Raw genomic sequence first — 14,425 nt, forward strand, 5'->3', positions numbered from 1 at the left:
ATGATCACGCGGTCAGGTGTCCGCACGGAGAACTCCCGCTGTGAATGCGTCGGTGCCGGGCGCATGCGCGGCCAGTGGTCGGATGATGCGCGGCCCCCGCACAGCGGCGCGCCACTCGTGCGGCATAGCGTCAGCGGAGCACGGTCAATCGACCGCCGCGGGCGCCTCGGCGCCGCCAGCCCCGTCCAAGGAGTGCCTCATGGCCACTATCGTCGAAACCGCCGTCTCGGCCGGCTCGTTCACCACACTCGTCGCCGCCGTCACCGCGGCCGACCTCGTCGACACCCTCAACGGCGAGGGCCCGTTCACGGTCTTCGCCCCGACCGACGACGCCTTCGCCGCGCTGCCCGAGGGCACCGTCGAGGCGCTCCTCGCGGACATCCCGAAGCTCACCGAAATCCTCACCTTCCACTTGGTGCCCGGCGCGGTCCACGCCGCCGACGTCGCCGACGGCCTCGCCGCAGCGACCGTCAACGGCGCCGAGCTCCACTTCTCGACGACCGACGGCGTCACCGTCAACGGCGCGAAGGTCGTCACGGCCGACATCGTCTGCGACAACGGCGTCATCCACGTCATCGACGCGGTGCTGCTGCCGTAGGACTGCAGGAACGACGAAGGGGGCGGCTCCGAGATCATCGGAGCCGCCCCCTTCGGTGCGTCGTGCGGCGTCGTTACGCCTGCAGCGCGAACTGCGCGTCGATCGTGATCGTGACCTGGTCGCCCAGCAGGAAGCCGCCGGCCTCGAGCGGAGCGTTCCAGCTCACGCCGAAGTCGTGGCGGTTGATGGCGGTCGAGCCGCTCGCGGCCGCCTTGAGGTTGCCCCACGGGTCCTTCGCGATGCCGCCGAACTCGCCCGTGATCGTCACGGGCTTGGTGACTCCGCGGAGGGTCAGCTCGCCGTCGAGGAGGACGGCCTCGCCCTCGGCACGGATGCCCGTCGACCGGAAGGTCATCGTCGGGAACTGCTCGGGCGCGAAGAAGTCGTTGGTGCGCAGGTGCGCGTCGCGGTCGGCGTTGTTGGTGTTGATCGACGCGACGTCGACCGAGACCTCGAGGGTCGAATCGAGCGGGTTCTGCGCGGCGTGCACGGTGGCGTCGAAGGTCTCGAAGGTGCCGCGGACCTTGCTGATGGCGAGGTGGCGCACCGAGAATCCGATGACGGTGTGGGTGGGGTCGACGACCCAGGTGCCGGCGACGTAGCCGGGAACGCTCTCAGCGGTGATGGTCATATCTGTCTCCTCAGTTATGCAGTGACGGCGCGGTGGCGCACAGGTCAATGCAACTGAATGGAGTGATCGATCTATTCCCCGGCTCGGTGAATTTTTCGGGAACCGCCGCCGCATGCTCGAATAGGGCCGTGCTCGAAGCCTCTCGCGACCGACTCGTCGGCGCTCTCCGCGCCGATCTGGCCGCCGCCGACTACACGGTCGACGCCGTCCGCCGACTCTGGGGCGACGAGGCCGACGCCGCCCTGCTCCGCGCTGACCGCGTCGTCGCGCGCCGCGCGCTGCGAACCGCGCCTCGGTCGCCGCTCGCGACGCTCGCCCGCGCCTTCCTGCTGGCCGACCCCGTCGACTCCAACGCGCTCGCCGAGGCGCTGCCCTCTCTCGGCCTCGGCGGAGCCCGAGAGCTCGGCATCGCCGGGCCACATGCGGAGGGCGCGTGGCGCGCGCTTCTCGACCTGCGCCCGTATTCCGCGATCGACGCCACGGGCGCCGTGTCGTGGTGGATCGTCTCCGACCTCGGCGAGCTCGCGACGGGGGGTGCGCTCGACGCGGGCCACGTGCTCGGCGTGGGCGGAGCATCCACGACCCTCTCCTCGCTCATCCCCACGAGCCCGGGGCGACGCGTCCTCGATCTCGGCACGGGATGCGGCATCCAGTCCCTGCACGCATTCCGCCATGCGGGCGCGATCGTCGCGACCGACATCTCGCGCCGCGCGCTCGAGCTCGCCGCCCTCACCCTCCGGCTCAACGGCATCCCGCTCGGCGCGGAGGGCGTCGACCTGCGGCTCGGCGACCTCTTCGCGCCCGTCGCGGGGGAGCGCTTCGACCGCATCGTCTCCAACCCGCCGTTCGTCATCACGCCGCGCCGCGCCGGGGTGCCGCTCTACGAGTACCGCGACGGCGGTCGCGTCGGAGACGGAATCGTCGAGGAGGTCGTGCGCGGCGTCGTCGAGCACCTCGAGCCGGGCGGCACCGCCCACCTGCTCGGCAACTGGGAGTACCGCGACGCGATGGGCGGCGACGGACTCGCACGCGTGCGCCGCTGGGTCGAGGAGGCCGGGCTCGACGCGTGGATCATCGAGCGCGAGCGGCAGAGCCCCGCGCAGTACGCCGAGACCTGGATCCGCGACGGAGGAACGCGCGTCGGCTCGCCCGAGTTCGAGGCGCTCGCCGAGGAGTGGCTCGCCGACTTCGAGGCCAGAGGCGTCACCGGCGTCGGCTTCGGCTACATGGTGCTGCGCCGGCCGAGCGACCCCGCCGCACCGCGCCTCGTACGCACCGAGCGCCTGCTCGAAGAGCTCGGAAGCACGCCGACCGGCATCGGCGACCACCTCATGGCCGGGTTCGCCGCCCACGACGCCATCGCGCGCCTCGACGACGTCGCTCTCGCCGGCCTGCGCCTGCGTGTGGCGCCCGACATCACGGAGGAGCGCCACCAGTGGCCGGGCGCCGACGGACCGACCGTCATACGGCTGCGGCAGGGCGGCGGCTTCGCGCGCAGCATCGACGCGGATGCTGCGCTCGCCGGCCTCGTGGGCGCGAGCGACGGCGAGCTCTCGGTCGCTCAGCTGATCGGGGCGCTCGCGCAGCTTCTCGAGATCGACGAGGCCGCGCTCGCCGACGACCTACTGCCGCGCGTGCGCGAGCTCGTGCTCACGGGTTACCTGACACTCGACGTCTGAGGGCGCCCGACCAACGGGGCACCGTCGCGAGGATCGCGAGCGTGCTGAAGGCGGTGCCCCACTGCGCGACGTGCCAGCTGCCCGCGCTCCAGCCGCCGCTGAGCGGCTCACCCGTCGCGGCCGCGAGGTCATCGACGAGTCCGATCCCCAGCGTGAGCAGCGCGGGCTGCGCCGCGACCGCCAGCGCGCTCGCGAGGATGGCCGTGAGCGCGACGAAGCGCTGAGGAGCCAGCACGCGGTCGAGACCTGCGCGGGGCATCCGGCCCAGGAGGAAGACGGCGACGGCCGCGGCGACCGCGAGCACCGCCCACACCACTACGGCGACGACGAACCCGGCGAGGCCGGCGGGCTCCCACGCGTCGTAGACGGCGCCGAGGGGCAGCGCGCCGCCAGCGAGTGCGAGCGGGTGCTCGACCGTCAGGACCCACGCGATGACGGCCGCCCAGGCGAGCAGCGCGCCGGAGAGCAGCGTGCCGAGCGTGCGCCGCGAGACTCGGCGGCGCGACGCGGGGGTGGGGTGCTCCGACTCCCAGCCCTCGGGGAGGATGATGCGGGGCCCGCCGGGCAGGCGCGGGGCATCCCAATCGCCGCTCGCCAGCCGGTCGACGCCGCGAACCCCGCGACGGATCGCGAGCACGTTGAGAACCGCGCCGGTGACCACGAGCAGGAGCGCCACGATCGGCGCGAGCACGCCCCACGCGGTCGCCACCGCGACGACGACGTCGGGGGTCGCCGGCAGGAGGCGCACGAGCGCGCCGGGCGACAGCAGCCACGACAGGAACGCGAGCGGCGCGAGCAGGAAGCACGTGATGCCCCAGCGGGCGAGGGCGGTGGCGCGCATGCGACTCCTCGAGTGATCGGCTGCGGCCACCCTAGCGAGGCCCGCCCTGACCGGGGAGGCCGCCGCGGCCGGGTTCGCTGACGGCGTGCGGCGCTCTCCGTACTGATTCGGTCAACGTGGACGCCCGGGGGCGCGCGACGTGTCCGGACGAGGACGATGTGCAGGCTTCGGGCGAGCAAGTGGCGCCCGTCGGTCGATCCCGTCTCTGTCGAATCGATTCGACGGCGAGCGCGAGGCGCGGCTACAGTGGCGCGCATGAAGCTGCGCACCCTCGGGAACTCCGGAACCGCCGTCAGCGCCGTCGCGCTCGGCACCATGACCTTCGGCGCCGAGGCGGACGAGTCGGCGAGCCACGAGATGCTCGACGCGTTCGCCGAAGCCGGCGGCACGCTCATCGACGCCGCCGACGTCTACGCCGGCGGGCTCAGCGAGGAGATCATCGGGCGCTGGATGGCGGGCAACCCCACGACGGCCCAGCGCATGGTCATCGCGACGAAGGGCCGCTTCCCCATGGGGCCCGACGCGAACGACCACGGCACTTCGCGCCGCCACCTCCGCCGGGCGCTCGAGGCCTCGCTGCGTCGACTGGGCGTCGACCACGTCGACCTCTATCAGCTGCACGCGTGGGATCCGATCACGCCGCTCGACGAGACGCTCGGGTTCCTGGACGACGCCGTGCGCTCGGGTCTCATCTCGTACTGGGGTCTGTCGAACTTCACGGGCTGGCAACTCACCAAGGCCGTCCATCGCGCGGCCGCGGTCGGGATGTCGGCGCCCGTCACCCTGCAGCCGCAGTACAGCCTGCTCTCTCGGGAGATCGAGTTCGAGATCGTGCCGGCGGCGCTCGATGCGGGCCTCGGCCTTCTGCCGTGGGGGCCGCTCGCCGGCGGCTGGCTCACCGGCAAGTACCGCCGAGACACCGCCCCAACCGGCGCGACTCGGCTCGGGGAGGACCCGAACCGCGGAGTGGAGGCGTACGACCGCCGCTCGGCGGAGGAGCGCACGTGGGTGGTGCTGGATGTTCTGCACGCGATCGCCGACGACAACGGCGTGCCGCCCTCGCGCGTCGCGCTCGCCTGGCTGCAGTCACGCCCCGGCATGACGAGCGTCATACTGGGCGCGCGCACGGTCGACCAGCTGCGCGACAACCTCGCCGCGGGTGACCTCGAGCTCAGCGCGGAGCAGCTCGGCCGACTCGACGCCGCGAGCGCCCCGCGCGTGCCCGACTACCCGTACGGCGTGCTCGGCGTGGAGCAGCGGGCCCGTCGACTCTGACCGGTACCGTCGCCGGGTGACCGCCTCACCCCTCGGCCCCGGCTCCTCCGATTCCTTCGTCGACCCGTACGGCGGCGACGTGCTCGGCGGGGACTGGCGGGCGCGCGGGCGCGTCGTGGTGCCCGAGGTGCCGGCTGAGCGCGACCTCGTCGTCGAGCTGCCCGACTCCGGATTCGTCGGGGCGGTCCTGCGCGTCGAGCTCGGTACCGTGCACCTCGAGGATCGCGTCGGGAGGGTCAGGGTCTTCCCGCTGGGGGCCGGGTTCCTCGTCGAGGGCGCGCCGGTCATCCTCACCGCCCCCGCCGCGGCGAAGCCGGAGGGTCGCCAGCGCACCGCGAGCGGCTCGTTCGCCGTCGAGCAGCAGCGCGCGCGTGTGGCGCGCGGCAGCCGCATCTGGGTCGAGGGCAGCCACGACGCCGAGCTCGTCGAGCAGGTGTGGGGCGACGACCTCCGGGTCGAGGGCGTCGTCGTCGAGTACCTCGAGGGCGTCGACGACCTCGCCGAGCGGCTGCGCGAGTTCTCGCCGGGCCCCGGTCGCCGCGTCGGCGTGCTGGTCGACCACCTGGTCGCCGGCTCGAAGGAGGAGCGCATCGCGCGCGAGGCGCTGCGGGGCGCGGATGCCGGGCACGTGCTCATCGTCGGCCACCCGTTCATCGACATCTGGCAGGCAGTGAAGCCCGCGCGCGTCGGCATCGCGGCCTGGCCCGACGTGCCGCGCGGGGAGGACTGGAAGACCGGGGTGCTGCGTCGTATCGGCTGGCCGCACGGCTCGCAGGCGGAGACCGCGGCGGCCTGGCGCAGAATCCGCGGCTCGGTGCGCAGCTACGCCGACCTCGACCCCGTGCTGCTCGGGCGGGTGGAGGAGCTCATCGATTTCGTGACGGCCGATGGCTGACGATTGGCGCGCGAACGCGCCCTGACATGACGAAAGCCGCCCCACATCATCGGGGGGCGGCTGTCGTGAGGTTCGCGCGATCTCTCACGCGAAGCGCTTCAGTCGGTGAGGACTAGAGCGGGCGGATGTTCTCGGCCTGGAGGCCCTTGGGGCCCTGGGCCACGTCGAACTCGACCTTCTGGTTCTCATCGAGCGAACGGTAGCCGTTGCTCTGGATGGCCGAGAAGTGCGCGAACACGTCGGCGCTTCCGTCATCGGGGGTGATGAATCCGAAGCCCTTTTCGGCGTTGAACCACTTAACGGTGCCTGTCGTCATTTCTGACTCCCTTGTTTCCTACTTCACGGAGTTTCGACTGTCGAAACCACCAGTCGAACCAACTCGTGAACCGTATCCATCGGGGAGTAGCGACCTGCTTGGTGTTCCAGGACGCCCGGCGCAGCGAGGCGTATCAACTTCTCTGCTCACAGTAGTGCACACCCCGGCATCCAGCACCATCGTCACCGAGTTGTTACCGACGATGCACACAGCCCGCTGCGAGGAGAACGGCATAGCGTCGGGCGCGACCGACACTCTTGCTCCCGATCCAGGAGACGAAACCATGAGCCTCTTCGACCGAATCTTCGGCAGCCGCACCCCCGAGCCCGACGCCGCCCCGCCGCCCCGCGCCCCGCGCGGAGACGACGAGCGAGCCGTCGAGCGCTACCGCTACCTGCTCGAGACCGCGCCGCCGGAGGCGATCGAGCGCGTTCACGCGGAGGCCTTCGCGAAGCTCACCCCGGAGCAGCGCCGCATGGTGTTCGACCGGCTGTCCGAGTCCGCGCCCGAGGGCGAGGCGCCCCGCGACGACCAGCCGGCGACGCTCGCGCAGGCGGCGACCCGCTCCGAGCTGCGGCAGCCCGGCACGATGGAGCGCTCGTTCGCCGGGCCCTCCTTCGGCAGCATGATGGGCGCGTCCCTTCTCGGAACTGTTGCGGGCTACGTGGTGGCCTCCGCTCTCGTCAGCGCCTTCCTCCCGCCGATGGAGGGCGGCGGAGCGGAGGCCGACGGCGGTGGCGACGGCGATGCCGGCGAGGCCGGCGCCGGTGACGCGGTCTCGGGCGACGCGGGCATGGACGGCGGCGACGGCGGCGGCTTCTTCGATGCCGGCGGATTCGACGACGGCGGCGGCTTCGGCGACTTCGGGTTCTGAGGTGCCCCGCGCGCGCGACCCCCGGGCCGGACGCATCGAGCCCGGCCCCGGCCAGGAGTCGGTGTGGGACTATCCGCGCCCGCCCCGCGTCGAGCCCGTGGCCGCGCGAGTGACGATCGAGCTCGGCGGCACTGTGATCGCCGACACGACGCGCGCCATGCGGGTGCTCGAGACGAGCCACCCGCCCGCCTATTACCTGCCGCCTGATGACTTCGCGCCCGGCGCGTTGCGCTCAGCTGACGGGTCGAGCTTCTGCGAGTTCAAGGGTCGGGCGGCCTACGCGGACGTGCTCGGCGGCGACCGGCTCGCCCCGCGGGCGGCCTGGTTCTACCCCGAGCCGAGCAGGGGCTTCGAGCAGATCGCGGGCTGCGTCTCCGTCTACCCCGGGCGCATGGATCGGTGCACGGTCGACGGCGAGGTCGTGACGCCGCAGGAGGGAGACTTCTACGGCGGCTGGATCACCGCCAACGTCGTCGGCCCCTTCAAGGGCGCAGCGGGCACCCGGGGCTGGTGACGGCGAGCGGGTGACGCGCGGCCGCTGATCGTTTCGGGCGGCCGAACTGCGGCCCGGGCATCCGCCCTGGCACACTGACCGCGTGAGCCAGGCGACGCGCCCCGATGAGCCGAGCCGCGCCGAGATGCGGCGCTGGCGGCGCTACCTCGCCGACGAGCGCGCCGAGGCCGCCGTCTACCGCGACCTCGCCCGTCGGCGCACGGGCGAGGAGCGCGCGATCCTGCTCGCCCTCGCCGACGCCGAGGGCCGTCATGAGGCGCACTGGATGTCGCTCCTGGGGGAGCACGCGGCGCGCGTTCCCGCCGTCTCGCTCCGCACGCGCATCCTGGGCTTCTTCGCCAGGCGCTTCGGAAGCGTCTTCGTTCTCGCCCTCGCGCAGCGAGCCGAGTCCCGCTCGCCGTACGAGTCGGACGCGCACGCGACGCCCGCGATGGCCGCCGACGAGCGGATCCACCAGGAGGTGGTCCGCGGGCTCGCCGCGCGGGGTCGCGTGCGGCTGGCGGGCACGTTCCGGGCCGCGGTGTTCGGCGCGAACGATGGGCTCGTCTCGAACCTCGCCCTCGTGCTCGGGATCGGCGCGACCGGCGTCTCGGCGACGACCGTGCTGTTCACCGGGATCGCGGGCCTTCTCGCGGGCGCCCTGTCGATGGGAGCGGGGGAGTACGTGTCGGTGCGCTCGCAGCGGGAGCTGCTCGCCGCATCCTCGCCCGACCCCGATGCGCACACGGCTGTGCCGCACCTCGACGTCGATGCCAACGAGCTCGCTCTCGTCTATAGGGCGAGGGGGATGACCGAGGAGGAGGCGCTCGATCACGCGCGCGCGGTCGTCGCCGAGTACGATCCCGCCGTAGCGTCTGCGCGCGCCGCCGAGCTCCGCGAGCTCGGGGCCGCGGCCGAGGGCCACGAGGAGATCGGCTCGGCGTGGGGGGCAGCGGCGTCGAGCTTCAGCTTCTTCGCCAGCGGCGCGATCATCCCCGTCATCCCTTACCTGCTGGGGCTCACGGGGCTTGCGGCGGTCGTGACTGCGGCGGTTCTGGTCGGCATCGCGCTGCTCGTGACCGGCACGATCGTGGGCGTGCTCTCGGGCGCCTCGCCGTGGCGGAGGGCTTTCCGTCAACTCGCGATCGGCTACGGAGCCGCTGCCGCGACCTACGCTCTGGGCCTCGCCTTCGGAACGACTATCGCCTGATCAGGGCCGGTTTCGGGTCACAGCTAGCCACGCGGCTCCCAGGGGTTCTCCAGGTTCGCACGCGCACTCTGGTATAGCGGCTCCGACAGCCGTAGGGGAGAGCATCCCCGGTCCGATGACATCGACCGGGTGCGGTGCGATGACCTCCTGCCGCCGGCTCAACTGATCTGGTGCGAATGCGCAACGACGTGCACAGCCCGTATTCGATCAGCGCCACCTTCCGGCCGCTGCCACGAGAAAAGCCCCACGCTCCATGCCCCCTTCGTTCCACCGTTCCCGCCTGCGCGCCGTCGTGCGCCCCTCGCCCTTCCTCCCCGCTCGCGCGATCGATCCCGTCCACCTGCGCGAGCAGGTGCTCGCGATCGCCGTCGCGGTCGCCGCCGCGTCTGTGCTCGCCGGCAACGGCGTCGCCGCCATCGGCTCGACGCTCGACGAGGAGCAGCGCACCGCTGCACTCCCGCGCCCGCAGTCGTATTCCGTGAGCGCTGCCGCGCCGATCGCCCCAGCCCTGCGCGAGGACTTCACCGTCACGTGGACGCCCCCCGTCGTCTACCCGCTCGGCCCCGGGGCGGAGCAGACGGACGGCTTCGGCCACCGCATCGCCCCCTGCCCCGGATGCTCGACCGACCACAAGGGCGTCGACTGGACCCCGGGCGAAGGCACGCCCGTCGGCAGCATCGCCGACGGCGTCGTCACCGCGGTCGGCTACGACGGCACCTTCGGGCTCCGGGTCGAGATCGAGCACGTCATCGATGGGCAGGCCGTGACCACGCTCTCCGCCCACCTGCAGGACGGCTCGGTCCCGGTTTCCGTCGATCAGACGGTCGAGGTCGGTCAGCTCATCGGTGCGGTGGGGTCCACCGGCCAGAGCACGGGGCCCCACCTGCACTTCGAGATTCACGTGGGCGGGGCGCCGATCAACCCGGTGCCGTGGCTTGCGGAGAACGTTCGCACCGAGCCCCGCTGAGGCGACGACCGAACCGAAGTACGGTCGACTCCGAATCTCAGGTGCTTAGACTGACGCTCAGCCGCGATGCCGCGGCGCGCGTCAACCGGATCACCGAGGAGACAACCAGTGTCGATCGCCGCTTTCGCCCGACGGATCGAGCTGCAGACGCGGCCCATCCACCCCGAGACGCAGGCCGCGCTCGACAAGCGCTGGGCCGAGCTCCCCGAGCACGCGAAGACGCCCGAGCAGCTGCTCGGCAAGTGCGCCGTCGGCTGCGAGGGCACGCATGGCGTGTTCCCGAAGTGCAACCTGACGTGCTCACCCTGCTACCACTCGGCCGACGCCAACAAGGTGCGCATCGACGGCGACCACACCGTGACCGAGGTCACCAAGCAGATGGCCCTGCTGCGGCAGGTCCGCGGCCCGCGCGCGCACGCCCAGCTCATCGGCGGCGAGGTCAGCCTCCTGCCGCCCAAGGCGCACCGCGACACGCTCAAGGCCATGCGCGCGGTCGGCCGCGAGCCGATGTCGATGACGCACGGCGACTTCGACTACGACTACCTGCTGGATGTCGTGCTCGACGACGACGGGAAGCCTGCTTTCCAGAAGGTGTCGTTCGCCGCGCACTTCGACTCGCTCATGCGCGGTCGTCGCGGCGCCGTCCGCCCCCGCAGCGAGGCCGAGCTCAACCCGTTCCGCGAGAAGTTCGTCGACATGTTCATCGACCTCGAGAAGCAGACGGGCGTGAAGTCGTACCTCGCGCACAACATGACTGTGACGCCGACCAACCTCGACGAGGTCGAGCAGGTGACGCGCGACGTGCTCGGCATGCGCTACGACATGATGTCGTTCCAGCCTGCGGCCTTCATCGGCGACGACCGCCGCTGGAAGGAGAACTTCGAAGAGGTCACGATCGACGCGGTGTGGGATCGCATCGAAGCCGGCGCGGGGCAGACGCTCCCGCATAAGGCCGTGCAGTTCGGTGACCCGCGCTGCAATCGTCACACGGTCGGCGTCATGGTCGACGGTCGCTTCGCTTCGGTGCTCGATGCCGACGAGCCGAAGGACATCGCGGCCCGCGACCGCTTCCTCAAGCACTACGGCGGCATGATCTTCGGCGACATCCCGCGGTGGGCGCTCACCGTGAAGGTCATCCGAGCGATCCTCAGCCACCCGCAGGACCTCCCGCCGCTCATCGGACTCATGAGCCGCATCGTCAAGCGCGGCGGCGGCGTGCGCCAGGTCATCCGGGCCGCCCGCACGGGCAAGGTGAGCTTCAAGACCTTCGTCGTGCACAACTTCATGGACGCCGAGCAGGTCAAGCCCGCGTGGGACATGATGAAGAAGGGCATCGTCGCCGGTGACCCGAAGCTCAAGGAGACCCAGGAGCGCCTCGGGGCATGCATGTACGCGATGAGCCACCCGGAGACGGGCGAGCTCGTCCCGGCGTGCGCTCAGCACTCCGTGCTCGACCCGATCGAGAACATCGGCCTGCGCACGCTGCTTCCGCTCGAGCCGAAGAGCGAGCGCCGCACGGGCATCTCGAACGGCAAGGCCGACGAGCTCGTCTCCGACGGCTCGCGCTGGTAGGTCGCTCGTCGCTGCCCCGCGCGACGCCCGCGGCCCCGCACCGCAGCGCCGAGGCGCCGCACGAATGCACGGGTTTGTGGCGAGTGTTCGGAAAAGTTCGGGCTCACCCGCCACAAACCCGCGCACTCGCGAGGGGAGCAGGGTCAGCCTGCGACGACCGTGCAGGCCGACCGCGGGATGAGCGCCGTCGCGCGCTCGCCGATCGCAAGCGGACGGCTCGCAGGAACCTCGGCGGTCAAGCGGGGGCCGTCGACTGACCCGGCCGGAGCATCCGCTGCCTGATCGGTGAGCGCGAGCGCGAGCTCGGCCCGCGGTCCGCGCGCGCGTCGTTCAGCGACCACGACGTCGACCGCGACGAACCCCTCGGGGGCGGATGCTCCCGCCGCGGCCACCTGGACGGCCTCCTGCCGGACGACGAGCACGCCCGCACCATCGGCCCACGTCTCGCCCGCGGGAGCAGCGACCCGGCCGATCGCGGACTCGTGCACCCCGTCGCGGACGACCCCGGCGAGCTCGATGCGCCCGCCCATGAGGCGCGACACGTCTAGCGACACGGGCCGCGTGTAGAGCCGCTCGACGACATCGTGCTGCAGCAGGCGCCCGCGCTTCAGCAGCGCGACGCGATCGGCGACGATCGCCGCCTCGTCGCGGTCGTGCGTGACCATGACGACGGTCGGGGCGACCTGGGCGCGGATGGCCGCGAGCAGCGCGTGCATGTCGGAGCGCAGCTCCGGGTCGAGGGCGCTGAACGGCTCGTCGAGCAGCAGCACGCGGGGCCGGGCAGCGAGGGCCCGCGCGAGCGCGACACGCTGCTCCTGCCCGCCCGAGAGGGCGGTGACGGGGCGCGACCCGAAGCCCGCGAGCTGCACGAGCTCGAGGAACTGGGTCGCATCCGCCCGCGCCTCGCGCTTGGACTGCCCGGCGACGGTCGCGGCGAACGCGACGTTGTCGAGCACGCTCAGGTGCGGGAAGAGCAGGGGCCGCTGGAAGACCATCGCCATGCCGCGGCGCTCGGGGGCGAGGCCGGCGACGTCGGCTCCGTCGACGAGGATGCGGCCCGAGCTCGGAACGTCGAGCCCCGCGATCGAGCGCAGCACGGTCGACTTGCCCGAGCCGGACGGCCCGAGGATGGCGAGGCACTCGCCGGGCGCGACGGAGAAGGAGACGGCGTCGACTGCGGCGTGATCCGCCCCGTCGAAGGTCTTCGTCAGGGCGTCGAGGGCGAGGGAGGCGCTCATGGCGAGCCTTTCGGGGATCGGCTGGGCGTCGGAGCGGCGAGGCGCCCGCCCGCGTAGCGGCGGCCGAATCGGCCGAGGGCGAGCAGGAGCAGCAGGGGCGGGATGATCGCGCTCACCGAGAGCACCGCGACGACGGCGTCGTTGCCGACTCCCGCCGCGAACGCGCCCACGAGCAGCGGCAGCGTGACGAGCGTGCCGCCGCCGACGAGGACGGTAACGACGTAGTCGCTCCAGCCGACGAGGAAGGCGAGGAATGCGGCGCGCGCGAGCCCTGGGGCGACGAGCGGCAGGTGCACGCGAGCGAGCACGTGAGCGCGCGAGGCGCCGAGCGTGCGGGCCTCCTCCTCGAAGGCGATGTCGTGGGCGGCGTAGGCGACGCGCATCGTGTAGACGGTGTACGGCAGCGCGGCCGCGACGAGCAGCAGGAGCACCGCGATCGTCGCCGGCACGCGCGCCCGCAGCAGCACGATCGTGAGCCCCATCACGGCGACGAAGGCGGGGAGGGCGAGCGGTGCCAGCAGGATGCCGCTCACGAGCCGCGGCGCGGGCACGCGTCCGAACGTCAGTGCGCGCGCCGCGAGGGCCCCGAGAGGCGTCGCGATGGCCGCGACAGCGAGCCCGAGCAGGATCGACCGGCCGAACGCCGGTACGCCGCCCTGAGCGAGGGCCTGGGCGAGCCCGTCGAATCCCCACTCGGTCGGCAGCGGCGAGGGGAAGGACCACCGGTTCGCGACCGACCAGATGAGCAGCGGCACGACCGGGAGCGCGAACCACAGCGCGAGCAGCGCCGCGACGCCGATGCGCACGATCCGCCCGACCGGGCGCGGGCGCATGAGTCCGCGCGAGCGCGTCGTGCGGGGATCGGGCGTGATCCGCTGCCCGTACGGGATCATCATCGCCACGGGCAGCTCACCACCACGGTGATCACTTCCACAGCGGCGTGCGCCGCAGCATGGCCATGCCGATCGCGACGACGAGCAGCGAGACGAGCGTCGTCACGACCGCGACCGCGGCCGCTTCGGGCCGCGAGGTGAGCGTGATCGAGGTGAACAGCCGGAAGGCGAGCACGGGAAGCGGCTCGGGGTACGGCCGGCCGAGCAGCCAGGCGACCTCGTACGAGCCGAGCGTGTAGACGAAGATGATGATCGCGCTGACGATGACCGCGGGCGTCGCGAGTGGGATGACGACGTGCCGCAGGCGGCGGGCGCGGGATGCGCCGAGCAGGGCCGCGGTCTCGTCGTAGCGGGCGACGCGCGTGGCGAGCACGCCGGCGACGACGAGCGCGACGAACGCCGATTCCTTCCACGTGTACTCGAGGACGACCGCGACCCACCACGGCCCGCCCACGAGGTCGGGCCACACCGCGGACGGAATGCCGAACAGTCGCGGGATGAGCCCAGAGTCGGCGATGAGCAACCCGATCGACGCCGCCCCCACGAGGTGCGGAATGGGGATCGTCAGCGCGCTCAGCGCCGCGACCACGCGACCCGTCGTGCGCCCCTGCGTGATGATGATCGCCGCCGCGAGCCCGATGACGCACGACAGCACGGTCGACGCCGTCGCGATGCCGAGGGACAGCGCGAGGCCCGTGAGCAGCTCGTCGCCGTTGGCGACGTAGGCGTCGAGAGAGAATTCGGCCTCGCCGACCAGCGGAAGCAGGCCGACGCTCTGGATCACGGACATCCCGATGCCGCCGACGACGACGAACCCCGCGATCAGGAGGGCGGGCGCGACGAAGGCGAGCGCCATCCAGCGGTCACGAGCGGCGGATGCCCGGGGCCGGGCGCGCGCGATCGCGGCGCCCGGCCCCGGGATCGGCAGCATTCTTCCCGGCTC

Annotated in this window: 15 protein-coding genes; 9 read left to right on the top strand and 6 right to left on the bottom strand. The window is 72.2% G+C overall.

Translation table 11 applies throughout. The annotated features are described in order from the left end of the window. Nucleotides 1-199: 199 nt before the first annotated feature. A complete protein-coding gene (locus FHX53_RS00980) occupies nucleotides 200-598 on the top strand; it encodes a fasciclin domain-containing protein (protein ID WP_182489357.1) in 399 nt (132 codons plus the stop codon). 73 nt (nucleotides 599-671) lie between these two features. Here the strand turns inward: FHX53_RS00980 and FHX53_RS00985 are convergent, their stop codons facing one another. Then, nucleotides 672-1,229: a YceI family protein gene (locus FHX53_RS00985; RefSeq protein WP_182489359.1), complete on the bottom strand. Its 558-nt coding sequence runs from the start codon at nucleotides 1,227-1,229 to the stop codon at nucleotides 672-674. A gap of 128 nt (nucleotides 1,230-1,357) precedes the next feature. Between FHX53_RS00985 and FHX53_RS00990 the strand changes: the two genes are divergently transcribed. After that, on the top strand, nucleotides 1,358-2,908 hold the full coding sequence (locus FHX53_RS00990) for a DUF7059 domain-containing protein (RefSeq protein ID WP_343050723.1): 1,551 nt from the start codon (nucleotides 1,358-1,360) through the stop codon (nucleotides 2,906-2,908). On the opposite strand, the gene FHX53_RS00995 is transcribed toward FHX53_RS00990, so the two are convergent. Further along, the gene (locus FHX53_RS00995) at nucleotides 2,880-3,749 is read right to left on the bottom strand and encodes a hypothetical protein (RefSeq protein WP_182489363.1); all 870 of its coding nucleotides are present in this window, start codon (nucleotides 3,747-3,749) and stop codon (nucleotides 2,880-2,882) included. The two genes, FHX53_RS00990 and FHX53_RS00995, sit on opposite strands and share 29 nt — an antisense overlap. A gap of 255 nt (nucleotides 3,750-4,004) precedes the next feature. On the opposite strand from FHX53_RS00995, the gene FHX53_RS01000 reads away from it, so the two are divergent. Both FHX53_RS01000 and FHX53_RS01005 read left to right on the top strand, forming a co-directional pair. Further along, on the top strand, nucleotides 4,005-5,024 hold the full coding sequence (locus FHX53_RS01000; protein WP_182489365.1) for an aldo/keto reductase: 1,020 nt from the start codon (nucleotides 4,005-4,007) through the stop codon (nucleotides 5,022-5,024). Nucleotides 5,025-5,040: 16 nt separating this feature from the next. Beyond that, nucleotides 5,041-5,919: a DUF3097 domain-containing protein gene (locus FHX53_RS01005; RefSeq protein WP_343050724.1), complete on the top strand. Its 879-nt coding sequence runs from the start codon at nucleotides 5,041-5,043 to the stop codon at nucleotides 5,917-5,919. Nucleotides 5,920-6,031: 112 nt separating this feature from the next. On the opposite strand, the gene cspE is transcribed toward FHX53_RS01005, so the two are convergent. Next, on the bottom strand, nucleotides 6,032-6,235 hold the full coding sequence (cspE, locus tag FHX53_RS01010; RefSeq protein ID WP_055860048.1) for a transcription antiterminator/RNA stability regulator CspE: 204 nt from the start codon (nucleotides 6,233-6,235) through the stop codon (nucleotides 6,032-6,034). A gap of 283 nt (nucleotides 6,236-6,518) precedes the next feature. Here cspE and FHX53_RS01015 point away from each other — a divergent pair, with 283 nt between their 5' ends. The 5 genes from FHX53_RS01015 to FHX53_RS01035 all read left to right on the top strand — a co-directional run bounded on the left by FHX53_RS01015 (nucleotide 6,519) and on the right by FHX53_RS01035 (nucleotide 11,351). Further along, a complete protein-coding gene (locus FHX53_RS01015; RefSeq protein ID WP_182489367.1) occupies nucleotides 6,519-7,109 on the top strand; it encodes a hypothetical protein in 591 nt (196 codons plus the stop codon). A gap of 1 nt (nucleotide 7,110) precedes the next feature. Further along, the gene (locus FHX53_RS01020) at nucleotides 7,111-7,623 is read left to right on the top strand and encodes a DUF427 domain-containing protein (protein ID WP_343050726.1); all 513 of its coding nucleotides are present in this window, start codon (nucleotides 7,111-7,113) and stop codon (nucleotides 7,621-7,623) included. 124 nt (nucleotides 7,624-7,747) lie between these two features. Continuing rightward, nucleotides 7,748-8,812 (top strand): VIT1/CCC1 transporter family protein, encoded by a 1,065-nt coding sequence (locus FHX53_RS01025; RefSeq protein WP_182490090.1) that lies wholly within the window; start codon nucleotides 7,748-7,750, stop codon nucleotides 8,810-8,812. Nucleotides 8,813-9,065: 253 nt separating this feature from the next. Then, the gene (locus FHX53_RS01030) at nucleotides 9,066-9,779 is read left to right on the top strand and encodes a M23 family metallopeptidase (RefSeq protein ID WP_182489371.1); all 714 of its coding nucleotides are present in this window, start codon (nucleotides 9,066-9,068) and stop codon (nucleotides 9,777-9,779) included. A gap of 108 nt (nucleotides 9,780-9,887) precedes the next feature. Beyond that, entirely contained in the window at nucleotides 9,888-11,351 is a 1,464-nt protein-coding gene (locus FHX53_RS01035; protein ID WP_182489373.1) for a radical SAM domain-containing protein, read from the top strand. A gap of 143 nt (nucleotides 11,352-11,494) precedes the next feature. Here the strand turns inward: FHX53_RS01035 and FHX53_RS01040 are convergent, their stop codons facing one another. Genes FHX53_RS01040 through FHX53_RS01050 form a run of 3 tightly spaced genes read right to left on the bottom strand, consistent with a single transcriptional unit; the run spans nucleotide 11,495 to nucleotide 14,413 of the window. Continuing rightward, nucleotides 11,495-12,589, bottom strand: coding sequence for an ABC transporter ATP-binding protein (locus FHX53_RS01040; protein ID WP_182489375.1), 1,095 nt, complete (start codon nucleotides 12,587-12,589; stop codon nucleotides 11,495-11,497). After that, on the bottom strand, nucleotides 12,586-13,485 hold the full coding sequence (locus tag FHX53_RS01045; protein WP_220476108.1) for an ABC transporter permease: 900 nt from the start codon (nucleotides 13,483-13,485) through the stop codon (nucleotides 12,586-12,588). Before FHX53_RS01045 ends, FHX53_RS01040 begins: the two co-directional genes overlap by 4 nt. A gap of 28 nt (nucleotides 13,486-13,513) precedes the next feature. Continuing rightward, nucleotides 13,514-14,413 carry an ABC transporter permease gene (locus tag FHX53_RS01050; protein WP_246335374.1) on the bottom strand — a complete coding sequence of 300 codons (900 nt, stop codon included), beginning with the start codon at nucleotides 14,411-14,413 and terminating at the stop codon, nucleotides 13,514-13,516. Nucleotides 14,414-14,425: the final 12 nt, after the last annotated feature.

The sequence above is a fragment of the Microcella alkalica genome (assembly GCF_014137945.1).
GTDB classification, from domain to species: domain Bacteria; phylum Actinomycetota; class Actinomycetes; order Actinomycetales; family Microbacteriaceae; genus Microcella; species Microcella alkalica.